The following is a 23,031-nucleotide window of genomic DNA, read 5'->3' on the forward strand; positions in this document are numbered from 1 at the left end:
GATCGGGGCATGATCACCGTTCACCTGCGCTATGAGATCGACCCCGACAAGCTCGACGACTTCACCGAGTACGGTCGCACCTGGATCCGACTCGTGGCCCAGCACGGCGGCACCCACCACGGCTACTTCATGCCGAGCGAGGGCGACAGCGACGAGGCGTTCGCGCTGTTCACGTTCCCCTCCCTCGCCGAGTACGAGGTCTACCGGACCGCCTCGAAGACCGACCCGGAGTGCGTCGAGGCGTTCGACTTCGCGCGCAGGACGCAGTGCATCCGCCGCTACGAGCGCCGCTTCCTGAGCCCCGTCTTCGAGTGAGGTGAGCTCGGGTCGCCATCACGCGAGGCCCCGTCGCCCCCGCTGCCGATGGGGTCGAGCCCGAGGTGCCGCTGCAGCGCGGAGGTGATGCCGTCGACCTGGGCGAGCTGCTCCGGGGAGAGCGCATCGACGAACAGGGAGCGGATGGCGTGCAGATGCGGCACGTTCGCAGCTCGGAACGCGTCGGCTCCGGTCTCGGTGAGAAGCACGTCGACACCGTGAACGCCGTCGGCGCACGGGACGCGTCGGACCAGCCCACGCTTCTCCATCCGCCCGAGGTGGTGTGACAGCCGACTGCGCTCCCAGTCGATGAGGGCCGCGAGCTCGGACGAGCGGGCCGTGCGTCCGTCGGCCTCGCTCAGCGCGAGCAGCACCTGGTAGTCGCCGGAGGAGAGCGCCGACTCGCTCTGCAGCTGCGCCGCGAGACGAGAGCGGAGGATCTCACTCGTCTCGACGAAGCCCCGCCAGATGCGCAGCTGCTCGGGCGTCGGCGTGCGGCGACGTCGTTCTTCGGTCATGGCGCCTTCCGGGAATTGATACGTCAATCATACGGTTGCATGCAGTTGACACGTCAATCCGGAGGGACCGGTGCCGTGGAGAAGGGTCGTGATGGACATGACGGAACTCGAGTTCGGGCTGAACTCCTTCGGCGAGGTGGCGACGGACGGCGGTCGCATCCTGTCGGACGGCGAGACGCTGCGGCTGCTCGTCGAAGAGGCGCAGCTCGCCGAGTCGGTGGGCCTCGACGTGTTCAGCGTCGGCGAGCACTACCGCGAGGGGCACATGGACTCCGCGACCCCCGTTCTGCTGGCTGCCGCGGCACAGGCCACGTCGACGATCGGGCTCGGCTCGTCGGTCACGGTGCTCTCGACGCAGGACCCGGTGCGGCTGTACCAGGAGTTCGCGACCGTCGACGGACTCTCGAACGGTCGTGCTCAGCTCATCCTCGGACGGGCGTCGGCGATCGAGTCGTTCCCGCTCTTCGGATACGACATCGCCGAGTACGAGCGGATCTTCGAGGAGAAGCTCGACCTGTTCCTCCGCCTGATGCGCGAGGAGCGCGTCACCTGGAGCGGCTCCTACCGCAGCCCTCTCGAGAACGTGCGACTGCAGCCGCGTATGCCGGAGGGCGGCATCCCGGCGTGGATCGGGATCGGCGGCAGCCCCGACTCCGTCATCCGCGCCGCCGAGAACGGACTGCCGTTGATGATGGCGATCATCGGCGGACGCCCCGAACGTTTCGCCGGCCACGCGCGCCTGTACCTGCGTGCACTGGAGCAGTTCGGGCGGGCGGAGCTGCCGATCGGGCAGCACTCGCTCGGCCTCATCGCCGACACCGACGACGAGGCGAAGAACGTGCACTGGAAGCACTGGGAGCCGGTCGTGACGCAGATGAGCAAGGAGCGCGGCTTCTACGCACCCACCCTCGAGCGCTACGAGGAGGAGGTCGACACCGGCGCGCTGTACGTCGGCTCCCCCGAGACCGTCGCGCACAAGCTCGCGGCCGCCGTGCGGAGCAACCACCTGTCCCGGTTCGACCTGAAGTACGACATCATGCACCTGCCGAAGGACGTGCGCGAGCGCAGCATCCGCCTCTTCGGAGAGAAGGTCGCCCCGCGCGTGCGCGAGCTGCTCGCCGACGACCCGGGCGAAGGCGCATTCGGCGACCCCGGTGTGGCCCGGATCACGAAAGACGGCAAGGCCGTCCACGCGTGAAGGAGAACGACATGAACGACACCATCACGACAATCGGCATCCTCGGCGCGGGCAAGGTGGGCACCACGATCGCCCGCCTCGCCCTCGCCGCGGGATACCGCGTGCTCATCGCCGGCTCGGGCACTCCGGAGCGGATCGCGCTCACCATCGACGTCTTCGCGCCCGGCGCGACCGCGGTGACGGCCGAAGAGGCGGCAGCCGACGCGGATGCCGTCATCCTGGCTCTCCCGCTCGGCAAGTACCGGACACTCCCGGTCGACCAGCTGCGCGGGACGTTGGTGCTCGACGCCATGAACTACTGGTGGGAGACCGACGGGATCCGAGACGATCTGAGCGATCCGCGCACCTCGACCAGCGAGCTCGTGCAGGAGTTCCTGCCGGAGTCGCGGGTCGTGAAGGCCCTGAACCACATGGGCTATCACGACCTCGAAGACGAGTCCCGACCGGCCGGAGCAGCCGGGCGCAAGGCCATCGCGGTCGCGGGTGACGAGTCCGCCGACCTCGCCCGCGTCGCGGAGGTGATCAACAGGCTCGGTTTCGACGCCGTGGTCATCGACACCCTGGCGGGCGGAGCGGTGCTCCAGCCCGGGAACCCGGCGTTCGGAGCCGACGTCACCGCCGACGAGCTGCGCGGACTGATCGGAATCGCCTCGCGGAGCGCGACGCGCTGACGGCCCGGTCGGGAGGGACGGAGGCGACGGCCCGGCTAGGCTCCCAGAAGCCGTCGACGACCACGGAGGCACCGATGCCCACTCCCCTCAGGCTGCGCGCGAGCGCACTCGTCCTCGCCGGGGTCCTGGCCTGCGCCGGCTGCTCCGCGGCGAGCGTCCCCAGCCCGCCGGCGGCCGTCGGCGACGACTTCCCCGGCACCTGCCTGCCCGCAGAGGTCTCCTGGCCCTCCGACTTCCTCGAATCCCTGCCCGGGGAGTCCGAGGCGATCGGCGGCACCATCGTGGGCCTGCGCCTCGAGTGGGTCGACGACGACTTCGCGTGGCGACTGCGCAGCGCCGACACCCGTGAAGACGGATTCGGCGAGCGCGTCGACGACCCGAGCTTCGGCCGGGAGTCGCTGGTGGACGTCCGCACCCTGGAGGTTCTCTCGACCGGCGAGACGGAGCTCACCGAGGCGGAGCAGCAGCTGAACGGCAGCAGCGCCTACAGCGCGGCCCAGCTCTCGGGCGAGGAGTACCCGAGTCCGCTCATCGTCGAGATGGCGCGAGTGATGGACGACGGCTCGCCCGTGTGGCAGCTCACCATGTGCGACACCGCCACCAACGAGCTGACGGTCACGACCCTGAACTGACGCGCACACCCGTCCGGCGCATTCAGCTAACTTGCACGCTCGTGTGCACGTATTGTGTAAACTCGTCCTGTGAAACAGAGCTGGCGGGTCTACAAGCGCGACGTCAAGAGACTCTCCCGCGTACCCAAAGCGTGGATCATCATCATCGGGGTGCTCATCACCCCGGCCCTGTACGCGTGGTTCAACATCAACGCCTTCTGGGACCCCTACGCCAACACCGCGAACATCCGCGTCGCGGTGGTCGATCTCGACGAGGGCGCCACCTCCGACCTCACCGGTCACATCGACATCGGCGAGCAGGTGACCGCTCAGCTCGAAGACAATGACCAGCTCGGCTGGACCTTCATGGGCGAGGACGAGGCGCAGGAGGCCGTGAAGAAGGGCGACGTCTACGCCGCCATCGTCATCCCGGCACAGTTCAGCGAAGACCTGCTCAGCATCACCAGCGGCGACTTCACCCAGCCGGCGCTGGAGTACTACGTCAATGAGAAGGCCGGGGCGATCGCGCCCAAGATCACCGACGTCGGCGCATCCGAACTCGACAAGCAGGTCACCACCGCCTTCAAGGAGCAGGTGGCTCTCGCCGCGACGAACGCCCTCAAAGACGTCGGCGACTCCACCGAGCTGCGGCTGCTGAACGCCAGGGACAACACCCTCAACGCGTTCGACCAGGCGGCGCAGACCATCTCATCGGCGCGGGAGAACCTCGCCGAGACGCAGGACGGGCTCACCTCTTCTCGCGGCACGCTCGCCTCCGCCCGGAGCACACTCGGCGACGTGGACAAGACGCTCGGCGACGTGCAGAAGTCGCTCGGCCAGACGCAGTCGATCATCGCCGAGACGCAGAAGGAGGTGATCGCCTTCACCGACAGCGCCACCACCGCGTTCCTCCAGGGCACCACGCTGCTCGCCGATGCGTCGTCGAAGGCGAACGTCTCGATCACCCGTCTCACCCAGAGCCTCGAGCAGGCGGGCGTGCGCATCGACGCCGGGATCGACGACGTCTCGAACGTACTCGAGGCGAACGAAGCGGCCGCCGCGCGTCTGCAGACGCTCGTGGACGGCACCGACCTCAGCGACGAGACGAAGCAGCAGCTCACCGAGGTCATCGCCTCGCTGCAGCAGCGCAACGCCACCGACCAGCAGCTGCTCGCAGACCTGAAGGACCTCAAGGCCAGCGCGTCCGACACCGTGGGCTCCGTTCAAGCGACGGCCGACGCGGTCGACAAGGCGATGCAGGACACCAGGGATGCGTCGTCGGCGATGCGCGACATCCTCACCCGCACCGTCCCCTCGCTGAACAGCGCCATGTCGCAGCTGTCGTCGAGCGTCGGATCGCTCTCGGCGGCACTGGATGCGCAGAAGGGCGTGCTCGCCGAGGCCGATCAGCTGCTGGCCGGGTTGGACTCTCAGCTCGTGGCCACCTCGTCGGCACTAGAGAGCTTCGACGGCGACCTCGCCGGCATCGAGCAGGGCCTGCAGACCTCGCGCACCGACGTCGTCGCCCTCAACGCCGCATCCGAATGGGGTCTGCTGGGCACGCTGACCGACCTGGAGCCCGAGCAGATCGCCCAGTTCATCTCCTCCCCTGTCGAGGTCGACGAGCACCTGGTGTTCCCCGTCGACACCTACGGGTCGGCGATGGCCGCACTCTTCACGAACCTGTCGCTGTGGATCGGCGCCTTCGTGCTCATGGTGATCTTCCGCGTCGAGGTCGACACCGAGGGCGTCGAGGGGGTCACCGTGCGCGAGGCCTACTTCGGCCGCTTCTTCCTCTTCGCGACGCTCGCCGTCGGCCAGGCGCTGATCGTGTGCACCGGAAACCTCATCATCGGCGTGCAGACCGTCAGCGCTGCCGCCTTCGTCGGCACCGGAGTGCTCATCGCCCTCGCGTACGTGAGCATCATCTACGCCCTCTGCGTCGCGTTCGGTCACGTCGGCCGTGGCCTGTGCATCCTGCTCGTGATCATGCAGATCCCCGGAGCATCCGGCCTGTACCCGATCGAGCTGATGCCCGGATTCTTCCGGGCGATCTATCCGCTCCTCCCGTTCTCGTACGGCATCGACGCGATGCGCGAGACGATCGGAGGGTTCTACGACGGCCACTACTGGCGGTACCTGGGCGCCCTCGCCGTGTTCGTCGCCCTGGCGTTCCTCATCGGGCTCGTGCTCCGCCGCCGGCTCGCGAACTTCACCCTGCTCTTCAACCGGCAGGTGCTCGCGACCGATCTCCTGATCGGCGAGAAGGTGCAGGTCGTCGGCAGCGGGTACCGGCTCACCGACGTGATCCGCGCGCTCTCGAACCGCCGCGAGTACCGCGAAGACCTCGCTCGACGCGCCGAGCCGTTCACCCGCCGCTACCCGACCCTGCTGAAGGCGACGGTGCTCACGGGGGTCGCCGGGCTCGTCGTGCTCGGGGTCATCACCTGGGCACTCCCCGGATCGAAGCCCCTGCTGCTGGGCCTGTGGACGCTCTGGATCCTGCTCGTCATCGGATTCCTCGTGGCCATCGAGTACATCAAGCACAGCTTCGAGAACGGCGCGGAGGTCGCGGCTCTCGACGACGCCGAGTTGCGTGAGCTCGCCCTCGTCGGGCCCGCCGGCCGTGACGCGGTCATGCCCGCCTCGGCGGACGCGTCGCTCGACACGGTCGGGTACGCACCGGTCGCCACGACCGCGACGGAGACGGCCGGGGCCGCGGATGCCCCGGACGCCCCGGATGCCCCGGATGCCCCGGTCGCCGGCGCGGAAGCCGATGCCCTGCTCACCGAGTGGTTCGAGCCGGAGCCGGACACGCAGCCGTACCCGGAGACGGAGGCGGAGGCGGAGGCCCGTATCGGACCGGACGCCGAGCCGGATGCCGCCGAGCAGACCACCGACGAGCAGGATGCCGGGCAGACCGCCGACGAGCAGGATGCCGAGCCGGACACCGCGCCGACCACCGCCCAGCAGACCGGAGAAGCACTCGCGGACGAAGACGAGCGCACGGACGACGAACACCGGACCGCAGAAGGAGAGGACCGCGCATGAGGGACATCCTGCACCTGACGGCCCGCGACGTGCGGCACGCGACCCAGAACGTGATGGCGTGCATCGTCCTGTTCGGACTCGTCGTCATCCCGTCGCTGTTCACCTGGTTCAACGTCATCGCCAGCTGGGATCCGTTCGCGAACACGAAAGACCTGAAGATCGCGGTCGCGAGCACCGACGCCGGGTACGAGAGCGACCTCGTGCCGATCCGCGTGAACGTCGGCGAACAGGTCCTCGCCCAGCTCCGCGGGAACGACCAGCTCGACTGGGTCATCACCGATGAGCACGACGCGATCGACGGGACGAAGTCGGGCGAGTACTACGCCGCCATCGTGCTGCCCGAGACGTTCAGCGCCGACATGCTGACGTTCTACGCCGACGGCGGCGACCGCACGCACATCGCGCTCTACACGAACGAGAAGAAGAACGCCCTGGCGCCGAAGATCACCGGGCAGGGTGCGGAAGGGGTCTCGTCCGCGATCAGCAGCACCTTCGCCGAGACGCTCGGCGACGTGGCTCTCGGCCTCGTCTCGTCGATGTCGGACTATCTCACCGATGAGGACACGCAGGCCGCACTCACCCGCATCGAGGCGCGCCTCGGGAGCGTGGGAGATCAGCTGCGGTCCGGGGCGCGCACGGCCGACAGCTTCACGGCTCTGCTGGAGGCGAGTCGGCCGCTGCTCGACAGCGCCTCGGGCCTGGTCGGCTCGGCCGGTGACGCGTTCACCGACACCTCCGGCGCGCTCGGCAGCGGGGTGGACGCGGCGGGCACGCTGAAGTCGACCCTGCAGACGGCATCGCAGTCCCTGGCGGATGCGCTCGCGGCGACGTCGAGCAGCTACGACGCGGTCGGCCAGCGCATCGACGAGCTGTACGCCGGCGCCGACTCGCTCAGCGGCAGTCAGGTGCAGGCGATCACCACGCTCGCCGAGCGCGTGCAGCAGCAGATCGATCAGTACTCCGCGGTCAAGAACACCCTGGAGACCGAGGTCGGACCGAACCTTCCCGAATCCGCGCAGCCCGACTTCGACGCCGTGATCAGCCGGCTCGACGAGGCCATCGCGCGGCAGCAGGCACTGCAGGAGCGCCTCCAGACCGCGGCGACCGAGATCGCGGCCGGCAATGATTCGGCGCAGAGCTCGCACCAGGAGATCACCGCCGCGATCGCCGCGGCGAAGAAGGCGATCACGGACGCACGGAGCACGTACGACAACGGGCTGAAAGCCCAGCTGAACTCCCTCGCGTCGACCCTCACGCAGATCGGCTCCGACGTGTCGGCGATCCGCTCCGACCTCTCCGGCATCACGACCGGTCTCTCCGGAGCGTCCGATTCCGTGCAGTCGACCCTGTCGCGCGCGCAGGAGGCCACCACGCAGCTGTCGGCATCGCTGAACACGCTGGCCGACCGGTTCGACGCCGTGCAGCAGGCGATGACGAAGGCCGCCGACACAGGCGATCTCAGCGAGCTGACGGGCGCCGATCCCGGCGTGCTCGCCACCTCCCTCGCCGAGCCCGTGCGCGTGGACCGCACCGCGGTGTTCCCGGTGGCCGGTTTCGGCGCGGCCATGGCTCCGCTGTACATGATCCTGGCCCTCTGGGTGGGTGCCCTGCTGATGACCGTGACGATCCGCGTCGACGTGAACGCCGAAACGCTCCCCGACCGGGCCGAACTCACTCCGACGCAGAAGTACCTCGGCCGCTACGGCATCTTCGGCCTCGTCGGGCTCGCACAGAGCACGCTGCTGACCCTCGGGCTGATCCTCTTCGTGCAGGTCGAACCCGCGCATCCGCTCCTGCTGATCCTGGCGGGGTGGGCGATCTCGACCGTGTTCACGCTCATCGTCTACACGGCCGTGGTCGCGTTCGGCAACGCGGGCAAGGCGCTCTCGGTGCTGCTCCTGGTGATCCAGATCTCGGGGTCGGGCGGCGCGTACCCGCTGCAGCTGCTCCCCGACTGGTTCCAGAGCATCAGCCCGTTCCTGCCCGCGACCTACGCCGTCAACATGGTGAGATCGGCGATCGCCGGCGTCTACCAGGGCGACTTCTGGTGGTCGCTGGGCGCGCTCGCAGTGTTCATCATCCCCGCGCTGCTCCTCGGTCTCGTGCTCCGGCGCCCTCTGATGACGTACAACCGCAAGCTCGTCGACGCGCTCGCGTCGACCAAGTTGATGTCGTGATTCCTGTGTCTCCGCGAAAGGACCCCGAAGTGACCGCACCGAATCCCCGACGTCGTCGCGATGCGCTCGCCAACCGCGAGGCCCTGCTGCGCGCGGCGCAGTCTGTGCTCGCGACCAACCCGACGGCATCGCTTGACGTGATCGCCCAGGCCGCCGGCCTCACGCGGCGGTCCGTCTACGGCCACTTCGCCGACCGCGACAGCCTGCTGCGCGAGGTGATCGCCGTCGGTGCGCAGCGGTTCAACGCGATCGCCGAGGCCACCGACGAATCCGACCCCCGGGTCACGCTGGCGCGGATGGCGACGCGACTGTGGCGGGAGGCCTCGGCCGTGCGCGCGTCGGCCAACATCGCCCTCGATGATGCGCATCTGACCGACACCGTGCTCGCCCTGGCACCGCTGCGCCGACGAATCCGCGACCTGACGAGGGCCGGAGTGGAATCCGGGGCGTTCCGTGGAGACATGCCGGCCGAGCTGCTCGCCTTCCTCATCGAGGAGACGGCGCGGGCGACCCTGCGCGAGCTGCGGCTCACCACGACCGATGCCGACTCGACGGTCGTCCGCGTGGTGCTGAGCATCGTGGGCCTGTCGTGGACGGAGCAGGCCGAGCTCATCGGCGCGCACCCTGAGATCTTCGCGCAGGACTGAGGCCGCGGCGGGCGGTCCGCGTCCGGGAGAATGGACGATATGTCCGCGACACCCCGCCGGCCGCTGCTCTCCTCCGTGCGCCGCCTGCTGCACACCGACCCCTCCACGGTCGCGCACACCGAGGTCCTGCCCGTCATCGACGAGCGCACGGTCCCCCGGGTGCTCGACCTCGCGACGCGCATCGGCGAGTCGATGTTCGCGGTCGGCGCTTCCGCCCATGAGGTGACCCTCGCGATCACCCGCGTGTGCGACGCGTACGGGATGAAGGGCGTGCAGGTCGACGTCACCTACAACTCGATCACCGTGTCGTTCCACCTGAGCGGCGAGGTCTGGCCGGAGACCCTGGTGCGCGTCGTGCGGGTCACGGCCCCCGATCACGCCAAGCTGCAGCGCGTGCAGGCACTCGTCGCCGACATCGACGACGGGCTCGACCTCGAATCCGCGCGCACGGCGTTCCGGGCGATCCGGCGGGTTCCGTTCCGCTACCAGCAGCCGGTCGTGATCGTCGCGCGCGCCCTGCTCGCGGTCGGTGTCAGCATCATGCTCGGCGCCTCCCCGATCATCGTCGGTCTCACGTTCGTGGCCGCCCTGTGCGCGGCACTCACCCAGGCGGGTCTCGCGCGGCTGCGGGTGCCGCTGTTCTTCAGCCAGATCGCGGGAGGGTTCGTGACCACCGTCGTGGCGGTGGTGGTGTCGGCGCTGGGTTCAGCGGGGATCGAGCCGTTCGTCGGCATCCGCCCTTCCATCATCGTGGCCTCGGGCATCGTGCTGATGCTGGCCGGGCTCACCGTGGTCGGCGCAGCGCAGGACGCGATCGACGGCTTCGCGCTCACCGCCGGCGGGCGCATCCTCGATCTCACGATGCAGACGCTCGGCGTGGTGATCGGCATCCTCGTCGGCCTGGAGCTCGGGAGCGTCCTGGGGTTCACCATGGACCTGCCCGACGACCCGGCGCCGTTCGGTCCGGTCCTGAACCAGTTCGTCGGCGCGATCATCATCGCGGTCGCCGTGGCGGTGTTCAACGGCGCCGGCATCCGCATCATCCTGGTGAGCGCCCTGCTCAGTGCGGTGACCCTTGCGGGCTACTCGGCGTCGGTGGCTCTGAACCTGCACCCGGCCGCGGCGAGCGCGGTCGGCGCTCTGCTCGCGAGCTTCCTCGGGATGCTGATCGCGCGCAACCTGCATGTGCCCTCCGTCGCCGTGACGACCGCGGCCATCGTCCCCCTCGTTCCCGGTGTCGCGGTGTTCCAGGGACTGTTGGAGATGGTGCACGCCACCGGAACCTCCACGGGGATGCTGGTCGCCGGCGGATCGCTCATCGACGCCGCGGTGATCGGCATCGGGCTGGCGTCGGGTGCGTCGCTCGGTCTCTACCTCGGCACTCCCGTACGGGCGACTCTCGCGAGCGTGGCCAAGACCCGCGCTCGCGTGCGGCGCTGAGCACACCCCTCCCCCGCATCTCTCACCCCGCCTCTCCCCCCTCTCACCCCCCCTCACCTCCCCCTCACCTCCCCCTTCTCACCTCCCCCGCCCCTCACCCCCCCTCTCACCTCCCCGAGTGCACGGCTTCGCGCCGAATGCACGGGGTATCCGCGTCGTCAGGCCGTGCACTCGCGGGCAGGCCGTGCAGTCGGCGAACCACCGGCAGCAGAGGCACCGGAACTTGAGCAACATATTGGCTGCGACGTATAATTTCCGTGAATTCCGGCGGGCTGAAGAGGCGCCCGTTCGACCGCACGATGCAGGAATCCGATGCGGTGCGCTCCTCGCCAGCCGAAGCCGGCCGACTGATTGGAGTGTTGAGATGTTCACGATGCCCGATCCCCGATTCGAGCTGCGGAAGATCACCGATACCGAATGGCTGATCCTCGACCACCGCTACGCCGCAGATGACTCGCGCCGCACCGTCGCCTGCATCTATCAGGTCGACACGGTCGAGGTCGAGGCCGTCTGGCTACGCGACCTGCCGCTCGCGACGTACTACATGTCTGCGGCGGACGTGCTGGAGGACGTGCAGCGGTTCCACTCGCCGAGCCGTTCCACACGCCCGGTCCCGATCCCGCACCTGCCTCCGCTGGCAACCGCCTGAGGTCGCCGGCGGACGAGCCGCCGGCGCCCGGGATTGTCCGGCCCGGTGCACGGGTCTGTCAATGGGCACGCGTGCACCGGCCGACGGGGCGAGACTGATCGCCCTACCCCTCAGCCGAACGGAGCCTCCCATGTCAGAACCGCAGAAGAACCCCGATGACGCTCCGCTCGTCGATGCCGTGGGCATCGACCCGGACATGCCGTCCACCGATGACAGCGAAGACGACGACGAGGACGAGGACGACGACGACGGCATCGACGTCGCCGATCTCCCCTGACGTCTCGTCAACGATGGGCCCCGCCTCCTGAGGCGGGGCCCATCGTGTCGCGGAACAGTCTTGCGGCCAGAGGATCTATCCGTCTCCCCGCTTCTCCGCCTCCTTCTGCGCCTTCTCCGCCTGCTTCCTGGCCTCTTCCTCGGCCTTCTGCTGCGCCTTCGCCGCCTCTTCGGCCGCTTTCTCGGCCGCCTTCTGCTCATCCTCCGACTGCTCGTCGTTCGGTTCGTCGACATCGGGCTCGGTGTCCTCGACCGGCACGACGGGCACGGCGGGTTGCTCGGGAGCGTTCGCGGGTGTCGTCGACGGTTCCGGCGTCGGCGCGGGAGTCTGCTCGGTATCCACGGTGTCGGTCACGTCCGGGTCGACGGCGTTGAGTCCCGAAAGCCACACTCCGGTCAGCACGGATGCCCCGACCACCGCCGCGGCCACCGCGCCGCCGATGATCCCCCGGCGACGCCTCCGGGCTCTGCGTTCCGCCTGACCGCGCGGGCGCACGGCTCCGGCGGGAAGGAGGAGAGTCGGGGTGGTCGCCGGCGATGACGCCGTGCCCGTCGCGGCCATCGCCGCGCCCGCCCCTCCCGCGGACGCCACTCCCGCGGCCACCGCTGCCGGGACGGGGGGACGAGGCGGGACGGCAGGTCGAGGAGGCGCGGTCGGCGACGTCGCGAGTCGTGACGAGGCGGCGAACACCTCCGCGGCATGAGGGCGATCGACGGGGTCCGCCGCCAGCATACGGGTCAGGAGGGTGGACCATTCGGCCCCCAGCGTTGCCGGCACCTCCGGGGTCTCGATGAGTCTGGCCATCGCGGCGCCGATGCCCTCGGCCTCCGGGAAGGCTCGCGTGCCGGTGAGTGCCTCCAGCAGCACCAGGCCCAGCGAATAGATGTCAGCGGGCGGAGCGGGAGGCTCACCTCGCAGCTGCTCCGGGGCGAGATACGCCGCGGTTCCGATGACGAGTCCGGGGGTGGTGAGCCGTGCCGCATCGACGAGGACGGAGATGCCGAAGTCCGCGAGCTTCGCCCCGGACCGACTGCCGGGGAGCGGAGTCCGCGACATCAACACGTTCGACGGCTTGATGTCGCGATGCACGATGCCCGCGCTGTGCACGACGTGCAGCGCCTCGGCCAGGTCGGCAGCGAGCCGGGCGACCTCCGGCGGCGCCATCGGCCCCTGGGCGATGCGGGCGGACAGCGTCGGCCCGTCGACGAACTCCATCACCAGGTATTCGGCGCGCCCCGGAACGAGCAGAGCGTCGTACAGCGTGACCAGGCCGGGGTGGTTGAGGGAAGCGAGGACCGTCATCTCGCTGCGCGCACGGCTGGGGGGCTGCGCATCGTCCATCTCATCGCGCAGCATCTTGATCGCCACCGTGCGACCGAGGAGGACGTCGTCCGCGCGATACACGCGCGCCATCCCGCCCTGCCCGACGCACTCGTGCAGCTGATAGCGCCCATCGAGCAGCGCTTCGGTAGGAAGCGAGTCATCGGTCATCGTCGAATCCTCCTGACGCCCGTCGGGTATCGGGCGGCGAAGGCCCACGATACGGTCTCGGCGCGCTCGAGGCCCGGGCCTTGACACGAGCCGGAACCATCCCCGCCTCCGCAACTCGTGGGAAGAGACCCGATCGGGAGGCGACGCGGCAGCACCCTGACGTCAGATGACGATCGCGCCGGCGGACGGCACTCGCATCGGCAGTCCGCCGTCAAGAATCCGCTGGACCATGGCCATGGCGCGATCGGTGAGCCCGTCACCGGGGTAGAAGTCTCCGTAAAGCTCCTCTGCCTCCTCCACCTCCGCGATCCCGCAGAGGGAGAGAAGCTGACGGATGTCGTCCACATCGCGTCCCGGCCGGTTGGCCCGGAGTTTCATCGCGAGGAGCGCCTCCTTCGAAGCGACTTGGATGACGACACCTGCTCGGTCGTAGATCGTCTCCCACTCCACTGGCCGACCGAACGTTGGCACGGAATCCGCATGTTCCACGGCGAAATTGAACCAGCCATCGCTCCAGTCCCGTCGATCGCCGACGCGTGAGGCCGCTGCGAGAACGGCGTCATCGCTTCCTGGCTGGATGTGAAGAGAGTCGAGGTCGCCGGTGGTGCGCCTGTTGAAGTATCTGATGGCAAGCGCGGCACCGCCGACGAGACGGATGCCGGCAGATTCACCCGCTGCGTGAAGCTCCCCTACGAGCTCCCGAAGCCCGGAGAGGATGTCGTCGCGATTCAGCGCGTCGCCCATCAGACGCTCGCGAGCGTGTCACGCCAGACGAGGACGCCGCGTTGGAAGAACTCAACTGGTACATCCACGGGTGACGGGGTCGGGTCTGCAGGATCGACATCGAGGGTACGCGGCACCGCGAGGCGTCGTTTCGGGGCGTCAACCCATGCGGGCGCGGGAATCCCTTCTTCCCTGAGACGGAGATCCACGAGGGCTGCGAGGGCAGCATCCCAGGCACGGTCGCCGGTCGGCTCCGGCTCAGCGAGGCCGAGAATGCCACGAACGAGTCCATGCTCGGCGACCAGGTTGTCGTTCAGCTGGATGAGTTCACGGAGAGCGCTGTACTTGTCGCCGGCCCGAAGATAACCGCGGATCGTCGCGGCGATGGTCGCCGCGTCATCCCGCCGGGTGGGCGCGGAATACAGCCGGTGGCCGGCGCCGCCGAGAAACCGTTCGATGGTGCTGAACTCGGCCTCGCGACCGCCTTCCACCCGCGAGACTCTGCCCTGGTCGACGTTGGCTCGTTGCGCGAGATCACGCTGGGTGAGGCCGCGGCTCTTTCTGGCGGCACGCACGAGTACTGATGCGTTGGTCATATCGCCACCCTTCAAGAAAATGTCTTTTGAGACATATTATACTGCCGGGTCATCGCCGAGCGGCGCAGAGTGCACCTCTCCAGCACGGGTACTGGAGAGATCGGAGGCCGCAAGCCCCCGGTACTGTTTTCTCAGGAGAACGGAGCCGGCCATGAATGCTGCCGATGCGGTGGGGACCATCGCCGAGATCCTCTCGTGGATCGGCCTCGGGATCGGTCTCCCCCTCCTGCTCATCGTCCTGCTGGTGAAGGTGCACGATGGGCGCTGGCTGCCACAAGAGGTTTTCATCCTCGAGGAGGACGGTCGATCACGGGCCCGTTGGTTCACCGCCGGAGACTTCTGGGAGCGCCCGCTCCGGGCGGACGAATCCGGTCACTGGCAGGGACGGGAAGAGGTCGACGCGTTCGTCAGCGAGCACCATCCGAAACTGATGCGCTTCGAACCCCGCCGTCCCCTTCTCCATGCCGTTCAGGTGCTCGGGGTCACCCTCGCCAGCGTCGGTGCGGCGGCGGTCGCGCTCTCGATCATCCTGCTGTTCGTCGGGTGAAGGGCTTCCGCGCGCCTCTCAATCCAGGCGCGACGAGAGCTCCTCGGCCAGCTGCGCGATGATCCGCCCGGCGTCGGAGAGACGAACGATGTTCGGATCGAGGTCGGCCATCCGCGATGCGGGAGCGTGATGATCGCGAGCGAGCTTGAGGTTCGCGCGAAGATTCAGAGACGCGCCCGACAGTCCGGCTCCGAGCGCTTCGACGGCGACCGCGAGGTCCACGGCGAGGGAAGGGTTGCCGATCACGGCGAGCAGCCGCGCCTCGGTGAGGAGCGTCAGCCCGATCGTGCCGAGCTTCGCGACCGATTCCGCAGCTTCGATCGCGGCCACTCCGACGCGGTGATCACGATCGGGGTCGTCTGCGGGCAGGGCCAACGCGGCTCCGAAGCGCGCCGACACGATGCCGTCCTCCTCGACGGCCTGCAGTGCCTCGCTCCGTCGACGGGCCAGCCTGTCCGCGGATTCCTCGGCGTCAGCGCTGTCTGAGGTGTAGCCCGCGACCATGCCCATCAGCGACGCCGCGATACCGAGCATCACTCCGGATGCCGCGCCGCCGCCCGGGGAGCCGGTGGGGCGGCCGAGAGCCTCCAGCCACGAGTCCAGGGGACGGTCGACCGGGACGTCTGCGGGGTCGCGCGCTCGATCATCCGACATGGTGTCCCTCCCGCCGCGCAGCTCTTGCGGCGGCTGACGACGACTCTGCCCGAGACGGCCGCGGAACGAAGCGGGCTTGACACGCACGTGCTCGCGACGCCCGGGATCAGATCTCCGGAACCGGCCACGAAGGGCCGGGGAAGCGGCCGCCGCCGATATCGTCGGTAACGAATGGTCGTCGTCGAAGGGCTCATATGAACGACATCGGATCCCGCAGTTCTGCCGGTCCGCGCTTCGAGGTCGCACCGTGGAGCATCGCACGGGAGGGGCTGGATCCCGCGCGTCTCGCGCATGACGAGTCGGTCTTCGGGTTGTCGAACGGACACGTCGGCTGGCGGGGCAACCTCGACGAGGGCGATCCACGCGGGGTCGCCGGCAGCTATCTGAACGGCGTGTTCGAGGAGCACCCGATGCCCTACGCGGAAGAGGGATACGGCTATCCCCAGTCCGGCCAGACCGTGATCAACGTGCCGAACGGGCAGATCATCCGTCTCCTGGTCGATGATGAGCCGTTCGACGTGCAGCGGGGTGAGCTCCTCCACCACCGGCGGAACCTCGACCTCCGGGACGGCACCGTGCACCGCGGAGCCGAGTGGATCTCGCCGACCGACCGGCACATCCGGGTCGAGTCCACCCGCATCGTCTCGTTCTCGCGCCGCTCGATCGCCGCCGTGCGCTACCGCGTGCACGCCGTCTCCCACGAGATCGCGATCACGATCCAGTCCGAAGCACTGCCGAATGAGCCGCTCCCGATCACCCACTCCGACCCGCGCGTGCAGGAACTGCTCACGGCGCCGCTGGTCGGCGTCGATGCCGCCGTGATCGGCACTGCCGCGACCCTCATCCACCGGACGAGGGAGAGCGGTCTGTCGGTCGCAGTCAGCATGGACCATTCCGCGACTGCGTCCGGTCCCTTCCCGCCGACCCTGGTCACCGAAGCGTCTCCGGACCTCTCGCGCACCACCGTCCGCGTCGTCCTCGCGCCCGGCGAGCATGTCGAGCTGATCAAGCTCGTCGGCCACGACTGGTCGTCGACGACTTCTGCCTCCGCACTGCGGGATCGCACCGAGGCGGCCGTGGCCGATGCCGGGCGCGCCGGCTGGGACCGACTCGTGGACGAGCAGCGCGCGCGCCTGGACGAGTACTGGGCATGCGCCGATGTGGAGGTCGAGGGCGAGCCGCGACTGCAGCAGGCGGTGCGGTACGCGCTCTTCCAGGTCTTCCAGGCATCCGTCCGAGCCGAACTCCGGTCGGTTCCCGGCAAGGGCCTGACCGGTTCCGGATACGAGGGGCACACCTTCTGGGACTTCGAGGCGTTCGTGCTGCCCGTTCTCACCTCCACCGCGCCGCATGCAGCCGAACAGGCGCTCCGGTGGCGGCATTCGACACTCCCCCATGCGCGCGAGCGGGCGGAGCAGCTGCACCTCCGCGGCGCGACGTTCCCCTGGCGCACGATCGACGGCAGGGAGAGTTCGGGGTACTGGCCGGCGAGCACCGCCGCATTCCACATCAACGCCGACATCGCCGGCGCCGTGCTCCACTACGTGCGCGCGACGGGCGACCACGCCTTCGAACGCGAGGCGGGCCTCGAGATGCTCGTCGAGACCGCTCGGCTGTGGATGTCGCTCGGCCGTCGGGACGCGGCCGGCGCCTTCCACATCGACGGCGTTACCGGACCCGACGAGTACTCCGCGGTCGCCGACGACAACGTGTACACGAACCTCATGGCCCGTCTGAACCTCCGAGGCGCCGCGGCTTCCGCCCGGCGGCATCCGGAGGTCGCCCGCACACTCGGCGTCGACGAAGCGGAGCTCGACGACTGGCTGAGCGCGGCCGCGGCGATGTCGATACCCTTCGACGAGATTCGTGGAGTGCACCCGCAGTCCGCCGGCTTCACGGACCAGGACCTGTGGGATCTCGAGAACACGACCCCCGAGCAGTACCCGCTGCAAGAGCACTTCCCCTACTTCGACCTGTACCGGAAGCAGGTCGTGAAGCAGGCCGATCTCGTCCTCGCGCTGTTCTTCGCGCATGAGGCTTTCACGACGCGCGAGAAGGAGCGGGCCTTCGCCTACTACGAGGCGATCACCGTGCGCGACTCCTCGCTCTCCGCCGCCGTCCAGGCGATCATCGCCGCCGAAGTCGGGCACCTCGACCTCGCATACGACTACCTCGCGGAAGCCGCCACCCTCGACCTCGACGACCTCCACGAGAACGCGAGCGAAGGCCCGCACATCGCGGCGCTGGCGGGAGTGTGGACGGCGATCACCGCCGGCTTCGCGGGCATGCGGGACTCCGACGACGGGTTGCGATTCGCCCCGCGACTGCCGAAGCGCGTGAGCCGACTGAGCTTCGGCGTGCGCATCCACGGACAGACCCTCCGCGTGGACGTCACCGCGAACACGGCGACGTACCTGCTGAAGGATGGGCCATCGGTGACCGTCGGTCACTTCGACGACCGGGTGGACCTCCGGGCCGGCGACCCCGTCACGCTCGAGATCCCCGAAGCCACGAGTGCCGGACCACGACCGTCGCAGCCCCGGGGTCGCGAGCCCCGCCCGGCTGCCGAGGCATTCCGCTCGTAGGCCTCGTCTCGCCCGTCAGATCACTCGTCCGTCGCCGGGCCGCGAGACGCGAAGCCACCGATACCCGTAGGCCGGTACTTCGAGCTCGGCCGTGCCACCGGGGCCGAGCGGCAGATGCGAGGGCTCGAGAAGGTCGAGGAGGGTCGCGCCCTCGGGCTCGTCGGACAGCGAGAAGGTCGTCGTCACCGGCACCTCGGCGAAGTTGTGCACCGCGATGACACGACCGACGTCGGCGGCGAGCGAGTGCACCAGGAGAGACTCGGCAGGCTGATCGATCACCTCGAGCGTGCCCCACCCCAGCTCCGGCGAGATGCGGTAGCGCGAGGTGAGGGCACGGATGAAGGACAACAGCGACCCGCTGTCCTCGAGCTGGTCGGCCACGTTGACGTGCTCCGGCGCGTAGCCGTCCGCGGGCGGCGGGGAGACGAGCCGCCGGGGCGCGGCATCCGAGAATCCTCCGTTGCGGTCCGTGGACCACTGCATCGGGGTGCGCACGGATTCACGGCCGGCGATCTCGATGTTCTCGCCCATGCCGATCTCCTCGCCGTAGAACAGCACGGGAGTGCCGGGCAGCGTGAAGAGCAGGCTGTACGCCATGCGGATCCGGCGCGGATCGCCTTCGAACATGGGCGGGAGACGGCGTGTGATCCCTCGCCCGAACACGCGCTGCCGTTCGTCCGGGGCGAAGGCCTCGAACACCTCCTGCCGTTCGGCGTCGCCGAGCTTGTCGAGGGTCAGCTCGTCGTGGTTGCGCAGGAAGTTCGCCCACTGCACCTCCGATCCGAGTGCGGGGCGCGCACGCAGCGCGGCGATCAGCGGGGCAGGATCCTTGCGGGCGAACGACAGGTACAGCGCCTGCATCCCCACGAAGTCGAACTGCATGGTGAGCTCGTCACCCTCATCGCCCCCGAAGTACTTCAGCTGCTCCTCGTACGGCAGGTTCACCTCTCCCAGCAGGATGGCTTCGCTCGACCGACGCTGCAGGAAGCGACGGATGTCGCGCAGCAGGTCGTGCGGCTCGGGGATGTCGGCCCCCTCCGGGATCTCCAGCAGGAACGGCACCGCATCGACCCGGAAACCGGAGATGCCCAGCTGCAGCCAGAATCCGATGACCTTCGCGATCTCGTCGCGCACGCGCGGGTTCGCGATGTTGAGGTCGGGCTGGTGTTCGTAGAAGCTGTGCTGGTACCACTGGCCGGATTTCTCGTCCTTTCCCCAGATGCCGTTCGCCTGCCCGGGGAACACCGCGTTCTTCTGCCCTTTCGGAGGCGGGTCGCTGCGCCACACGTAATAGTCGCGGTACGGCGAGTCGACGCTGCGCTTGGCGGCGAGGAACCAGGGATGCCGGTCGGATGTGTGGTTGATCACCAGGTCGACGATCACCCGCATCCCGCGGTCGCGTGCGGTGCGGATCACCTCGACGAGGTCGCCGTGGGTGCCGAGGCGGGGGTCGACTCCGTAGAAGTCGCTGACGTCGTAGCCATCGTCGCGATCCGGCGTCGGGTAGAACGGCATCAGCCAGAGGCAGGTCACACCCAGTTGCGAGAGGTAGTCGATCCGCCGCGCGAGCCCCTGCAGGTCGCCGACGCCGTCGCCGTCGGAGTCGAGGAAGGTCTCGACATCGAGGCAGTAGACCACGGCGGTCTTCCACCACAGGTCGCTGGTGTCGGTGATCTTCACAGTCGCTCCTTCAGGTCGGGGATCAGTTCGGATGCCGCGACCTCGAGGAACCGCGACTGGTCGGTGCCGACGTGGTGCAGATACACGCGGTCGAAGCCGATCCCCGCCAGGTCGGCGATGCGGCCGGCCAGCGACGACGCGTCATGGTCGATCAGGACGGACTTCCGCAGCCCCTGCTCGTCGAGCCCTGCCACGGCGGCCTCGAAGTCCTCCGGCTGCTCGAGATCCCAGGTGACCGGGGGCGAGAGCAGGCCGTTCTTCCACTCCTCGCGGGCGATCGCGAACGCGGCGTCGTCACTCTGAGCCAGGCTGAGATGCACCTGCAGGATGCAGGGGCCCGTGCCGCCCGCGTCGCGGTAACTCCGCACGACGCGGTGCAGGGCCGCCGGATCTTGGATGACCGTCGCGAGGCCATCCGCCCACGACGCCGCCCAGGCGGCGGTCTCGGCGCTCACCGCGGTCGCGAACAGCGGCGGTGGCTCTGCCGGCCGGCTCCAGACCCTGGCTCGATGCACGCGCACGAGGCCGTCGTGGTCGACCTCTTCGCCGTCCATCAGACGCCGGATCACGTCGACGCTCTCCCGCAGGCGTTCGTTGCGGACGGGCTTCGGCGGCCATCCTTCTCCGGTCACGTGCTCGTTGACGGCTTCGCCGCTCCCCATCGCCGCCCAGAATCGTCCGGGGAACATCTCCTCCAGGGTCGCGAAGGCCTGCGCGATCATCACCGGGTGGTATCGCTGCCCCGGCGCATTGACCATGCCGATCGAGAACCGCGTGCGCGCGAGCGCTGCCGCGATCCAGCTCAGCGCGAACCCGGACTCGCCTTGGCCCGGAGTCCACGGCGCGAGGTGGTCGGAGCACATCGCCCCGTCGAAACCGGCACCCTCGGCACCGATCACGGCGTCGAGGAGCGCGCTCGGCGGGATCTGCTCGTGCGAGGCGTGGAATCCGATGAACACCATGCGCCGAGTCTTCCAACGAACGAGGAGGCCCGATAGTGGTGGACACCTGGCGGGCGGCCTGCGAAAATGCCCGTGGTTCGTCGCCTTCGGGTACAGATGCAGGACGGTTTCACGGTTGCAGGACGAATCGCCGTCGGATCTCCCGACATCCGTGAATCGGTCCTGCAAGTGGGACCGCGGACGACGTCGTTCCCGGGCAGGATGGACTCATGAGCGCCCATCCCCTGGAATCGCGACCCTGGCTCGACTCGTACGCGGCGGGCGTCCCCGCAGAGATCGACGAACCGACGCAGACCCTGCCCCAGATGCTGTCGGCGAGCGTGAAGGCGTTCGGCCGGCGTCCGGCACTCGATTTCTTCGGGGCGGTCACGACGTACCGGGACCTCGGAGATCAGGTCGCGCGCGCAGCGGAGGGTCTGCGGCGGCTCGGGGTCGGCAAGGGCGACCGGGTCGCGCTGGTGCTGCCCAACTGCCCGCAGCACGTCGTGGCCTTCTACGCGACCCTCCGCCTCGGTGCGATCGTGGTCGAGCACAACCCTCTCTACACACCCCGCGAGTTGCGACACCAGTTCGAGGATCACGGTGCGCGGGTCGCCATCGTGTGGGACAAGGCCGCCGACATGGTCGCCGGTTTTCCCGCCGATCTCAAGGTCGAGCACATCGTGAGCGTCGACATCACCGCAGCGATGCCGCTGTCGAAGCGCGTGGCGCTCCGCCTGCCGCTGCCCAAGGCGCGTGAGGCGAGGGCGAAGCTGACCGGCACACCGAAGGCACGACATCTCGTCTCCTGGAAGAGCCTGGTCGACCACCGACATCTCTCCCGGCGCGTGCCCGGTCCCGCGTTGGACGACACCGCGCTGCTGCAGTACACGAGCGGCACGACGGGCGTCCCGAAGGGGGCGATCCTCACCCACTCGAACCTTCGGGCCAATGCGATGCAGGGACAAGCGTGGGTGCCAGGCCTCGTCGACGGACAGGAGACGTTCTACGGCGTGCTGCCGTTGTTCCACGCCTACGGCATGACGCTGTGCCTCACGTTCGCGATGAGCATCGGCGCACGGCTCGTCCTGTTCCCCGCGTTCGATCTGGGGCTGGTCACGGCGGCGGCGCGCTCGACCCCGCCCACCTTCCTCCCTGCCGTACCGCCCATCTACGACGCGCTGGCACGAGCGGCCGCGCGTGGCACCATCGACCTCTCGACGGTGCGCTTCGCGATCTCCGGCGCGATGAGCCTTCCGATCGCCACGGTGCAGCCGTGGGAAGAGGCGACCGGGGGCCTGCTCGTCGAGGGCTACGGCATGACCGAGAGCTCGCCGGTGGCGCTCGGCAATCCGATGGGGCCGACCCGTCGCCCGGGCACCGTCGGCGTGCCCTTCCCGAGCACGGAGATCCGCGTCGTCGACCCGGAGGACACGGACGTCGACAAGCCGGCCGGCGAGCGCGGGGAGCTCCTCATCCGCGGCCCGCAGGTCTTCCAGGGCTATTGGGGGCGTCCGGGTGAGACGGCGGATGCGCTGCTGGCCGACGGCTGGCTCCGCACCGGGGACATCGCCGAGGTCTCGACCGACGGGTTCGTGAGCATCGTCGACCGCCTCAAGGAGCTCATCATCACGGGCGGCTTCAACGTGTCGCCCAGCGAGGTGGAGGACGCGCTCGTCGCGCACCCGGATGTCACCGCCGCGGCCGTCGTCGGGCTTCCGAGACCCCACGGTGGAGAGGATGTCGCCGCCGCGGTCGTGCTCCGCGAGGGCGCCGCCCTCGATGTGGATGCGCTGCGCGACTTCTGCCGCACCCGGCTCACGCCCTACAAGGTGCCGCGCCGCATCACCGCCGTCGACGACCTGCCCCGGTCGCTCATCGGCAAGGTGCTGCGTCGCCAGGTGCGGGATCAGCTGCTCGCGGGGCGCTGAGACCGACGGCTGACCCGGTGAGCGACCAAGAGCACCGCGAGGACCCTCCCCCGGAGCGGGGGGAGCGGGCGGAGCTGGAGCGCCGGCTGGCCGAGATCCAGGCCGCCCTCGAGGTGATCGCGCGGGAGAGACTGCGCGGGACGCTCGCCACACTCCCCCCGGACTACGGCGAGGAGGAGCTCGAAGCCGAAGCGGACGCCATCCGCGTCCGGCTGGGCACGCCCGCAGCGCTGGGACGCCCTCCCCGGGAGAGCTGGGCGGGCTGGGCTGCGCTGGTCGTGGCGATCGCCGCCATCATCGCCGTGGTGGCACTGCTCATCCGCTGATCC

At 69.1% G+C, this 23,031-nt stretch carries 21 protein-coding genes; 14 read left to right on the forward strand and 7 right to left on the reverse strand.

Going from position 1 to position 23,031, the window contains the following annotated elements:
• The first annotated feature begins 9 nt into the window (after positions 1 to 9).
• The gene (locus ACWGO6_RS11380; protein ID WP_452326750.1) at positions 10 to 315 is read left to right on the forward strand and encodes an NIPSNAP family protein; all 306 of its coding nucleotides are present in this window, start codon (positions 10 to 12) and stop codon (positions 313 to 315) included.
• Here ACWGO6_RS11380 and ACWGO6_RS11385 read toward each other — a convergent pair.
• Positions 279 to 833, reverse strand: a complete 555-nt coding sequence (locus tag ACWGO6_RS11385) for a MarR family winged helix-turn-helix transcriptional regulator (RefSeq protein WP_452326751.1) — start codon at positions 831 to 833, stop codon at positions 279 to 281. The two genes, ACWGO6_RS11380 and ACWGO6_RS11385, sit on opposite strands and share 37 nt — an antisense overlap.
• Before the next feature lie 91 nt (positions 834 to 924).
• Here ACWGO6_RS11385 and ACWGO6_RS11390 point away from each other — a divergent pair, with 91 nt between their 5' ends.
• From ACWGO6_RS11390 to ACWGO6_RS11430, 9 genes are all read left to right on the forward strand, one after another.
• Positions 925 to 2,031, forward strand: coding sequence for an LLM class flavin-dependent oxidoreductase (locus ACWGO6_RS11390; RefSeq protein WP_342589081.1), 1,107 nt, complete (start codon positions 925 to 927; stop codon positions 2,029 to 2,031).
• Between the two features lie 11 nt (positions 2,032 to 2,042).
• Complete coding sequence (locus tag ACWGO6_RS11395; RefSeq protein WP_452326752.1) at positions 2,043 to 2,702, forward strand: NADPH-dependent F420 reductase; 660 nt, start codon at positions 2,043 to 2,045, stop codon at positions 2,700 to 2,702.
• 74 nt (positions 2,703 to 2,776) lie between these two features.
• Complete coding sequence (locus ACWGO6_RS11400) at positions 2,777 to 3,334, forward strand: hypothetical protein (protein ID WP_452326753.1); 558 nt, start codon at positions 2,777 to 2,779, stop codon at positions 3,332 to 3,334.
• A 69-nt stretch (positions 3,335 to 3,403) separates the two neighbouring features.
• The gene (locus ACWGO6_RS11405; RefSeq protein ID WP_452326754.1) at positions 3,404 to 6,364 is read left to right on the forward strand and encodes a YhgE/Pip family protein; all 2,961 of its coding nucleotides are present in this window, start codon (positions 3,404 to 3,406) and stop codon (positions 6,362 to 6,364) included.
• Positions 6,361 to 8,541 carry a YhgE/Pip family protein gene (locus ACWGO6_RS11410; RefSeq protein ID WP_452326755.1) on the forward strand — a complete coding sequence of 727 codons (2,181 nt, stop codon included), beginning with the start codon at positions 6,361 to 6,363 and terminating at the stop codon, positions 8,539 to 8,541. The genes ACWGO6_RS11405 and ACWGO6_RS11410 overlap by 4 nt, the downstream gene beginning before the upstream one ends.
• Before the next feature lie 29 nt (positions 8,542 to 8,570).
• Positions 8,571 to 9,188: a TetR/AcrR family transcriptional regulator gene (locus ACWGO6_RS11415; RefSeq protein ID WP_215070173.1), complete on the forward strand. Its 618-nt coding sequence runs from the start codon at positions 8,571 to 8,573 to the stop codon at positions 9,186 to 9,188.
• A gap of 39 nt (positions 9,189 to 9,227) precedes the next feature.
• Positions 9,228 to 10,628 carry a threonine/serine ThrE exporter family protein gene (locus ACWGO6_RS11420; protein WP_452326756.1) on the forward strand — a complete coding sequence of 467 codons (1,401 nt, stop codon included), beginning with the start codon at positions 9,228 to 9,230 and terminating at the stop codon, positions 10,626 to 10,628.
• 373 nt (positions 10,629 to 11,001) lie between these two features.
• Positions 11,002 to 11,277 carry a hypothetical protein gene (locus ACWGO6_RS11425; protein ID WP_342589079.1) on the forward strand — a complete coding sequence of 92 codons (276 nt, stop codon included), beginning with the start codon at positions 11,002 to 11,004 and terminating at the stop codon, positions 11,275 to 11,277.
• Between the two features lie 130 nt (positions 11,278 to 11,407).
• The gene (locus tag ACWGO6_RS11430; protein ID WP_452326757.1) at positions 11,408 to 11,554 is read left to right on the forward strand and encodes a hypothetical protein; all 147 of its coding nucleotides are present in this window, start codon (positions 11,408 to 11,410) and stop codon (positions 11,552 to 11,554) included.
• A gap of 75 nt (positions 11,555 to 11,629) precedes the next feature.
• Here ACWGO6_RS11430 and ACWGO6_RS11435 read toward each other — a convergent pair whose 3' ends face one another.
• The 3 genes from ACWGO6_RS11435 to ACWGO6_RS11445 form a co-directional block, all read right to left on the reverse strand.
• Positions 11,630 to 13,045, reverse strand: a complete 1,416-nt coding sequence (locus ACWGO6_RS11435) for a serine/threonine-protein kinase (protein WP_452326758.1) — start codon at positions 13,043 to 13,045, stop codon at positions 11,630 to 11,632.
• Positions 13,046 to 13,207: 162 nt separating this feature from the next.
• Positions 13,208 to 13,789 carry a hypothetical protein gene (locus ACWGO6_RS11440; RefSeq protein WP_452326759.1) on the reverse strand — a complete coding sequence of 194 codons (582 nt, stop codon included), beginning with the start codon at positions 13,787 to 13,789 and terminating at the stop codon, positions 13,208 to 13,210.
• Positions 13,789 to 14,364, reverse strand: a complete 576-nt coding sequence (locus ACWGO6_RS11445; RefSeq protein WP_136041653.1) for a helix-turn-helix domain-containing protein — start codon at positions 14,362 to 14,364, stop codon at positions 13,789 to 13,791. Before ACWGO6_RS11445 ends, ACWGO6_RS11440 begins: the two co-directional genes overlap by 1 nt.
• Positions 14,365 to 14,515: 151 nt before the next feature.
• Here ACWGO6_RS11445 and ACWGO6_RS11450 point away from each other — a divergent pair, with 151 nt between their 5' ends.
• Positions 14,516 to 14,911, forward strand: a complete 396-nt coding sequence (locus ACWGO6_RS11450; protein ID WP_452326760.1) for a hypothetical protein — start codon at positions 14,516 to 14,518, stop codon at positions 14,909 to 14,911.
• Between the two features lie 18 nt (positions 14,912 to 14,929).
• Here the strand turns inward: ACWGO6_RS11450 and ACWGO6_RS11455 are convergent, their stop codons facing one another.
• On the reverse strand, positions 14,930 to 15,565 hold the full coding sequence (locus ACWGO6_RS11455) for a cyclodeaminase/cyclohydrolase family protein (RefSeq protein WP_452326761.1): 636 nt from the start codon (positions 15,563 to 15,565) through the stop codon (positions 14,930 to 14,932).
• Positions 15,566 to 15,759: 194 nt separating this feature from the next.
• On the opposite strand from ACWGO6_RS11455, the gene ACWGO6_RS11460 reads away from it, so the two are divergent.
• Positions 15,760 to 18,150 carry a glycoside hydrolase family 65 protein gene (locus ACWGO6_RS11460; RefSeq protein ID WP_452326762.1) on the forward strand — a complete coding sequence of 797 codons (2,391 nt, stop codon included), beginning with the start codon at positions 15,760 to 15,762 and terminating at the stop codon, positions 18,148 to 18,150.
• 15 nt (positions 18,151 to 18,165) lie between these two features.
• Here the strand turns inward: ACWGO6_RS11460 and ACWGO6_RS11465 are convergent, their stop codons facing one another.
• Together ACWGO6_RS11465 and ACWGO6_RS11470 are read right to left on the reverse strand one after the other, a co-directional pair.
• Positions 18,166 to 19,830 carry an alpha-amylase family protein gene (locus ACWGO6_RS11465; protein WP_452326763.1) on the reverse strand — a complete coding sequence of 555 codons (1,665 nt, stop codon included), beginning with the start codon at positions 19,828 to 19,830 and terminating at the stop codon, positions 18,166 to 18,168.
• Positions 19,827 to 20,792 carry a TIGR03885 family FMN-dependent LLM class oxidoreductase gene (locus ACWGO6_RS11470; protein ID WP_452326764.1) on the reverse strand — a complete coding sequence of 322 codons (966 nt, stop codon included), beginning with the start codon at positions 20,790 to 20,792 and terminating at the stop codon, positions 19,827 to 19,829. Before ACWGO6_RS11470 ends, ACWGO6_RS11465 begins: the two co-directional genes overlap by 4 nt.
• Positions 20,793 to 21,001: 209 nt before the next feature.
• On the opposite strand from ACWGO6_RS11470, the gene ACWGO6_RS11475 reads away from it, so the two are divergent.
• Positions 21,002 to 22,702, forward strand: a complete 1,701-nt coding sequence (locus ACWGO6_RS11475; protein WP_452326765.1) for a long-chain-fatty-acid--CoA ligase — start codon at positions 21,002 to 21,004, stop codon at positions 22,700 to 22,702.
• 17 nt (positions 22,703 to 22,719) lie between these two features.
• On the forward strand, positions 22,720 to 23,028 hold the full coding sequence (locus ACWGO6_RS11480) for a hypothetical protein (protein ID WP_452326766.1): 309 nt from the start codon (positions 22,720 to 22,722) through the stop codon (positions 23,026 to 23,028).
• Positions 23,029 to 23,031: the final 3 nt, after the last annotated feature.

The organism is Microbacterium sp. NPDC055665, from assembly GCF_053618035.1.

Excerpts from the sequence above, each read along its gene's own strand:
- ACWGO6_RS11380 (WP_452326750.1), top strand. The coding sequence starts at position 10 with ATGATCACCGTTCACCTGCGCTATGAGATCGACCCCGACAAGCTCGAC.
- ACWGO6_RS11385 (WP_452326751.1), bottom strand. The coding sequence starts at position 833 with ATGACCGAAGAACGACGTCGCCGCACGCCGACGCCCGAGCAGCTGCGC.
- ACWGO6_RS11390 (WP_342589081.1), top strand. The coding sequence starts at position 925 with ATGGACATGACGGAACTCGAGTTCGGGCTGAACTCCTTCGGCGAGGTG.
- ACWGO6_RS11395 (WP_452326752.1), top strand. The coding sequence starts at position 2,043 with ATGAACGACACCATCACGACAATCGGCATCCTCGGCGCGGGCAAGGTG.
- ACWGO6_RS11400 (WP_452326753.1), top strand. The coding sequence starts at position 2,777 with ATGCCCACTCCCCTCAGGCTGCGCGCGAGCGCACTCGTCCTCGCCGGG.
- ACWGO6_RS11410 (WP_452326755.1), top strand. The coding sequence starts at position 6,361 with ATGAGGGACATCCTGCACCTGACGGCCCGCGACGTGCGGCACGCGACC.
- ACWGO6_RS11420 (WP_452326756.1), top strand. The coding sequence starts at position 9,228 with ATGTCCGCGACACCCCGCCGGCCGCTGCTCTCCTCCGTGCGCCGCCTG.
- ACWGO6_RS11425 (WP_342589079.1), top strand. The coding sequence starts at position 11,002 with ATGCCCGATCCCCGATTCGAGCTGCGGAAGATCACCGATACCGAATGG.
- ACWGO6_RS11430 (WP_452326757.1), top strand. The coding sequence starts at position 11,408 with ATGTCAGAACCGCAGAAGAACCCCGATGACGCTCCGCTCGTCGATGCC.
- ACWGO6_RS11435 (WP_452326758.1), bottom strand. The coding sequence starts at position 13,045 with ATGACCGATGACTCGCTTCCTACCGAAGCGCTGCTCGATGGGCGCTAT.
- ACWGO6_RS11440 (WP_452326759.1), bottom strand. The coding sequence starts at position 13,789 with ATGGGCGACGCGCTGAATCGCGACGACATCCTCTCCGGGCTTCGGGAG.
- ACWGO6_RS11445 (WP_136041653.1), bottom strand. The coding sequence starts at position 14,364 with ATGACCAACGCATCAGTACTCGTGCGTGCCGCCAGAAAGAGCCGCGGC.
- ACWGO6_RS11450 (WP_452326760.1), top strand. The coding sequence starts at position 14,516 with ATGAATGCTGCCGATGCGGTGGGGACCATCGCCGAGATCCTCTCGTGG.
- ACWGO6_RS11455 (WP_452326761.1), bottom strand. The coding sequence starts at position 15,565 with ATGTCGGATGATCGAGCGCGCGACCCCGCAGACGTCCCGGTCGACCGT.
- ACWGO6_RS11460 (WP_452326762.1), top strand. The coding sequence starts at position 15,760 with ATGAACGACATCGGATCCCGCAGTTCTGCCGGTCCGCGCTTCGAGGTC.
- ACWGO6_RS11470 (WP_452326764.1), bottom strand. The coding sequence starts at position 20,792 with ATGGTGTTCATCGGATTCCACGCCTCGCACGAGCAGATCCCGCCGAGC.
- ACWGO6_RS11475 (WP_452326765.1), top strand. The coding sequence starts at position 21,002 with ATGAGCGCCCATCCCCTGGAATCGCGACCCTGGCTCGACTCGTACGCG.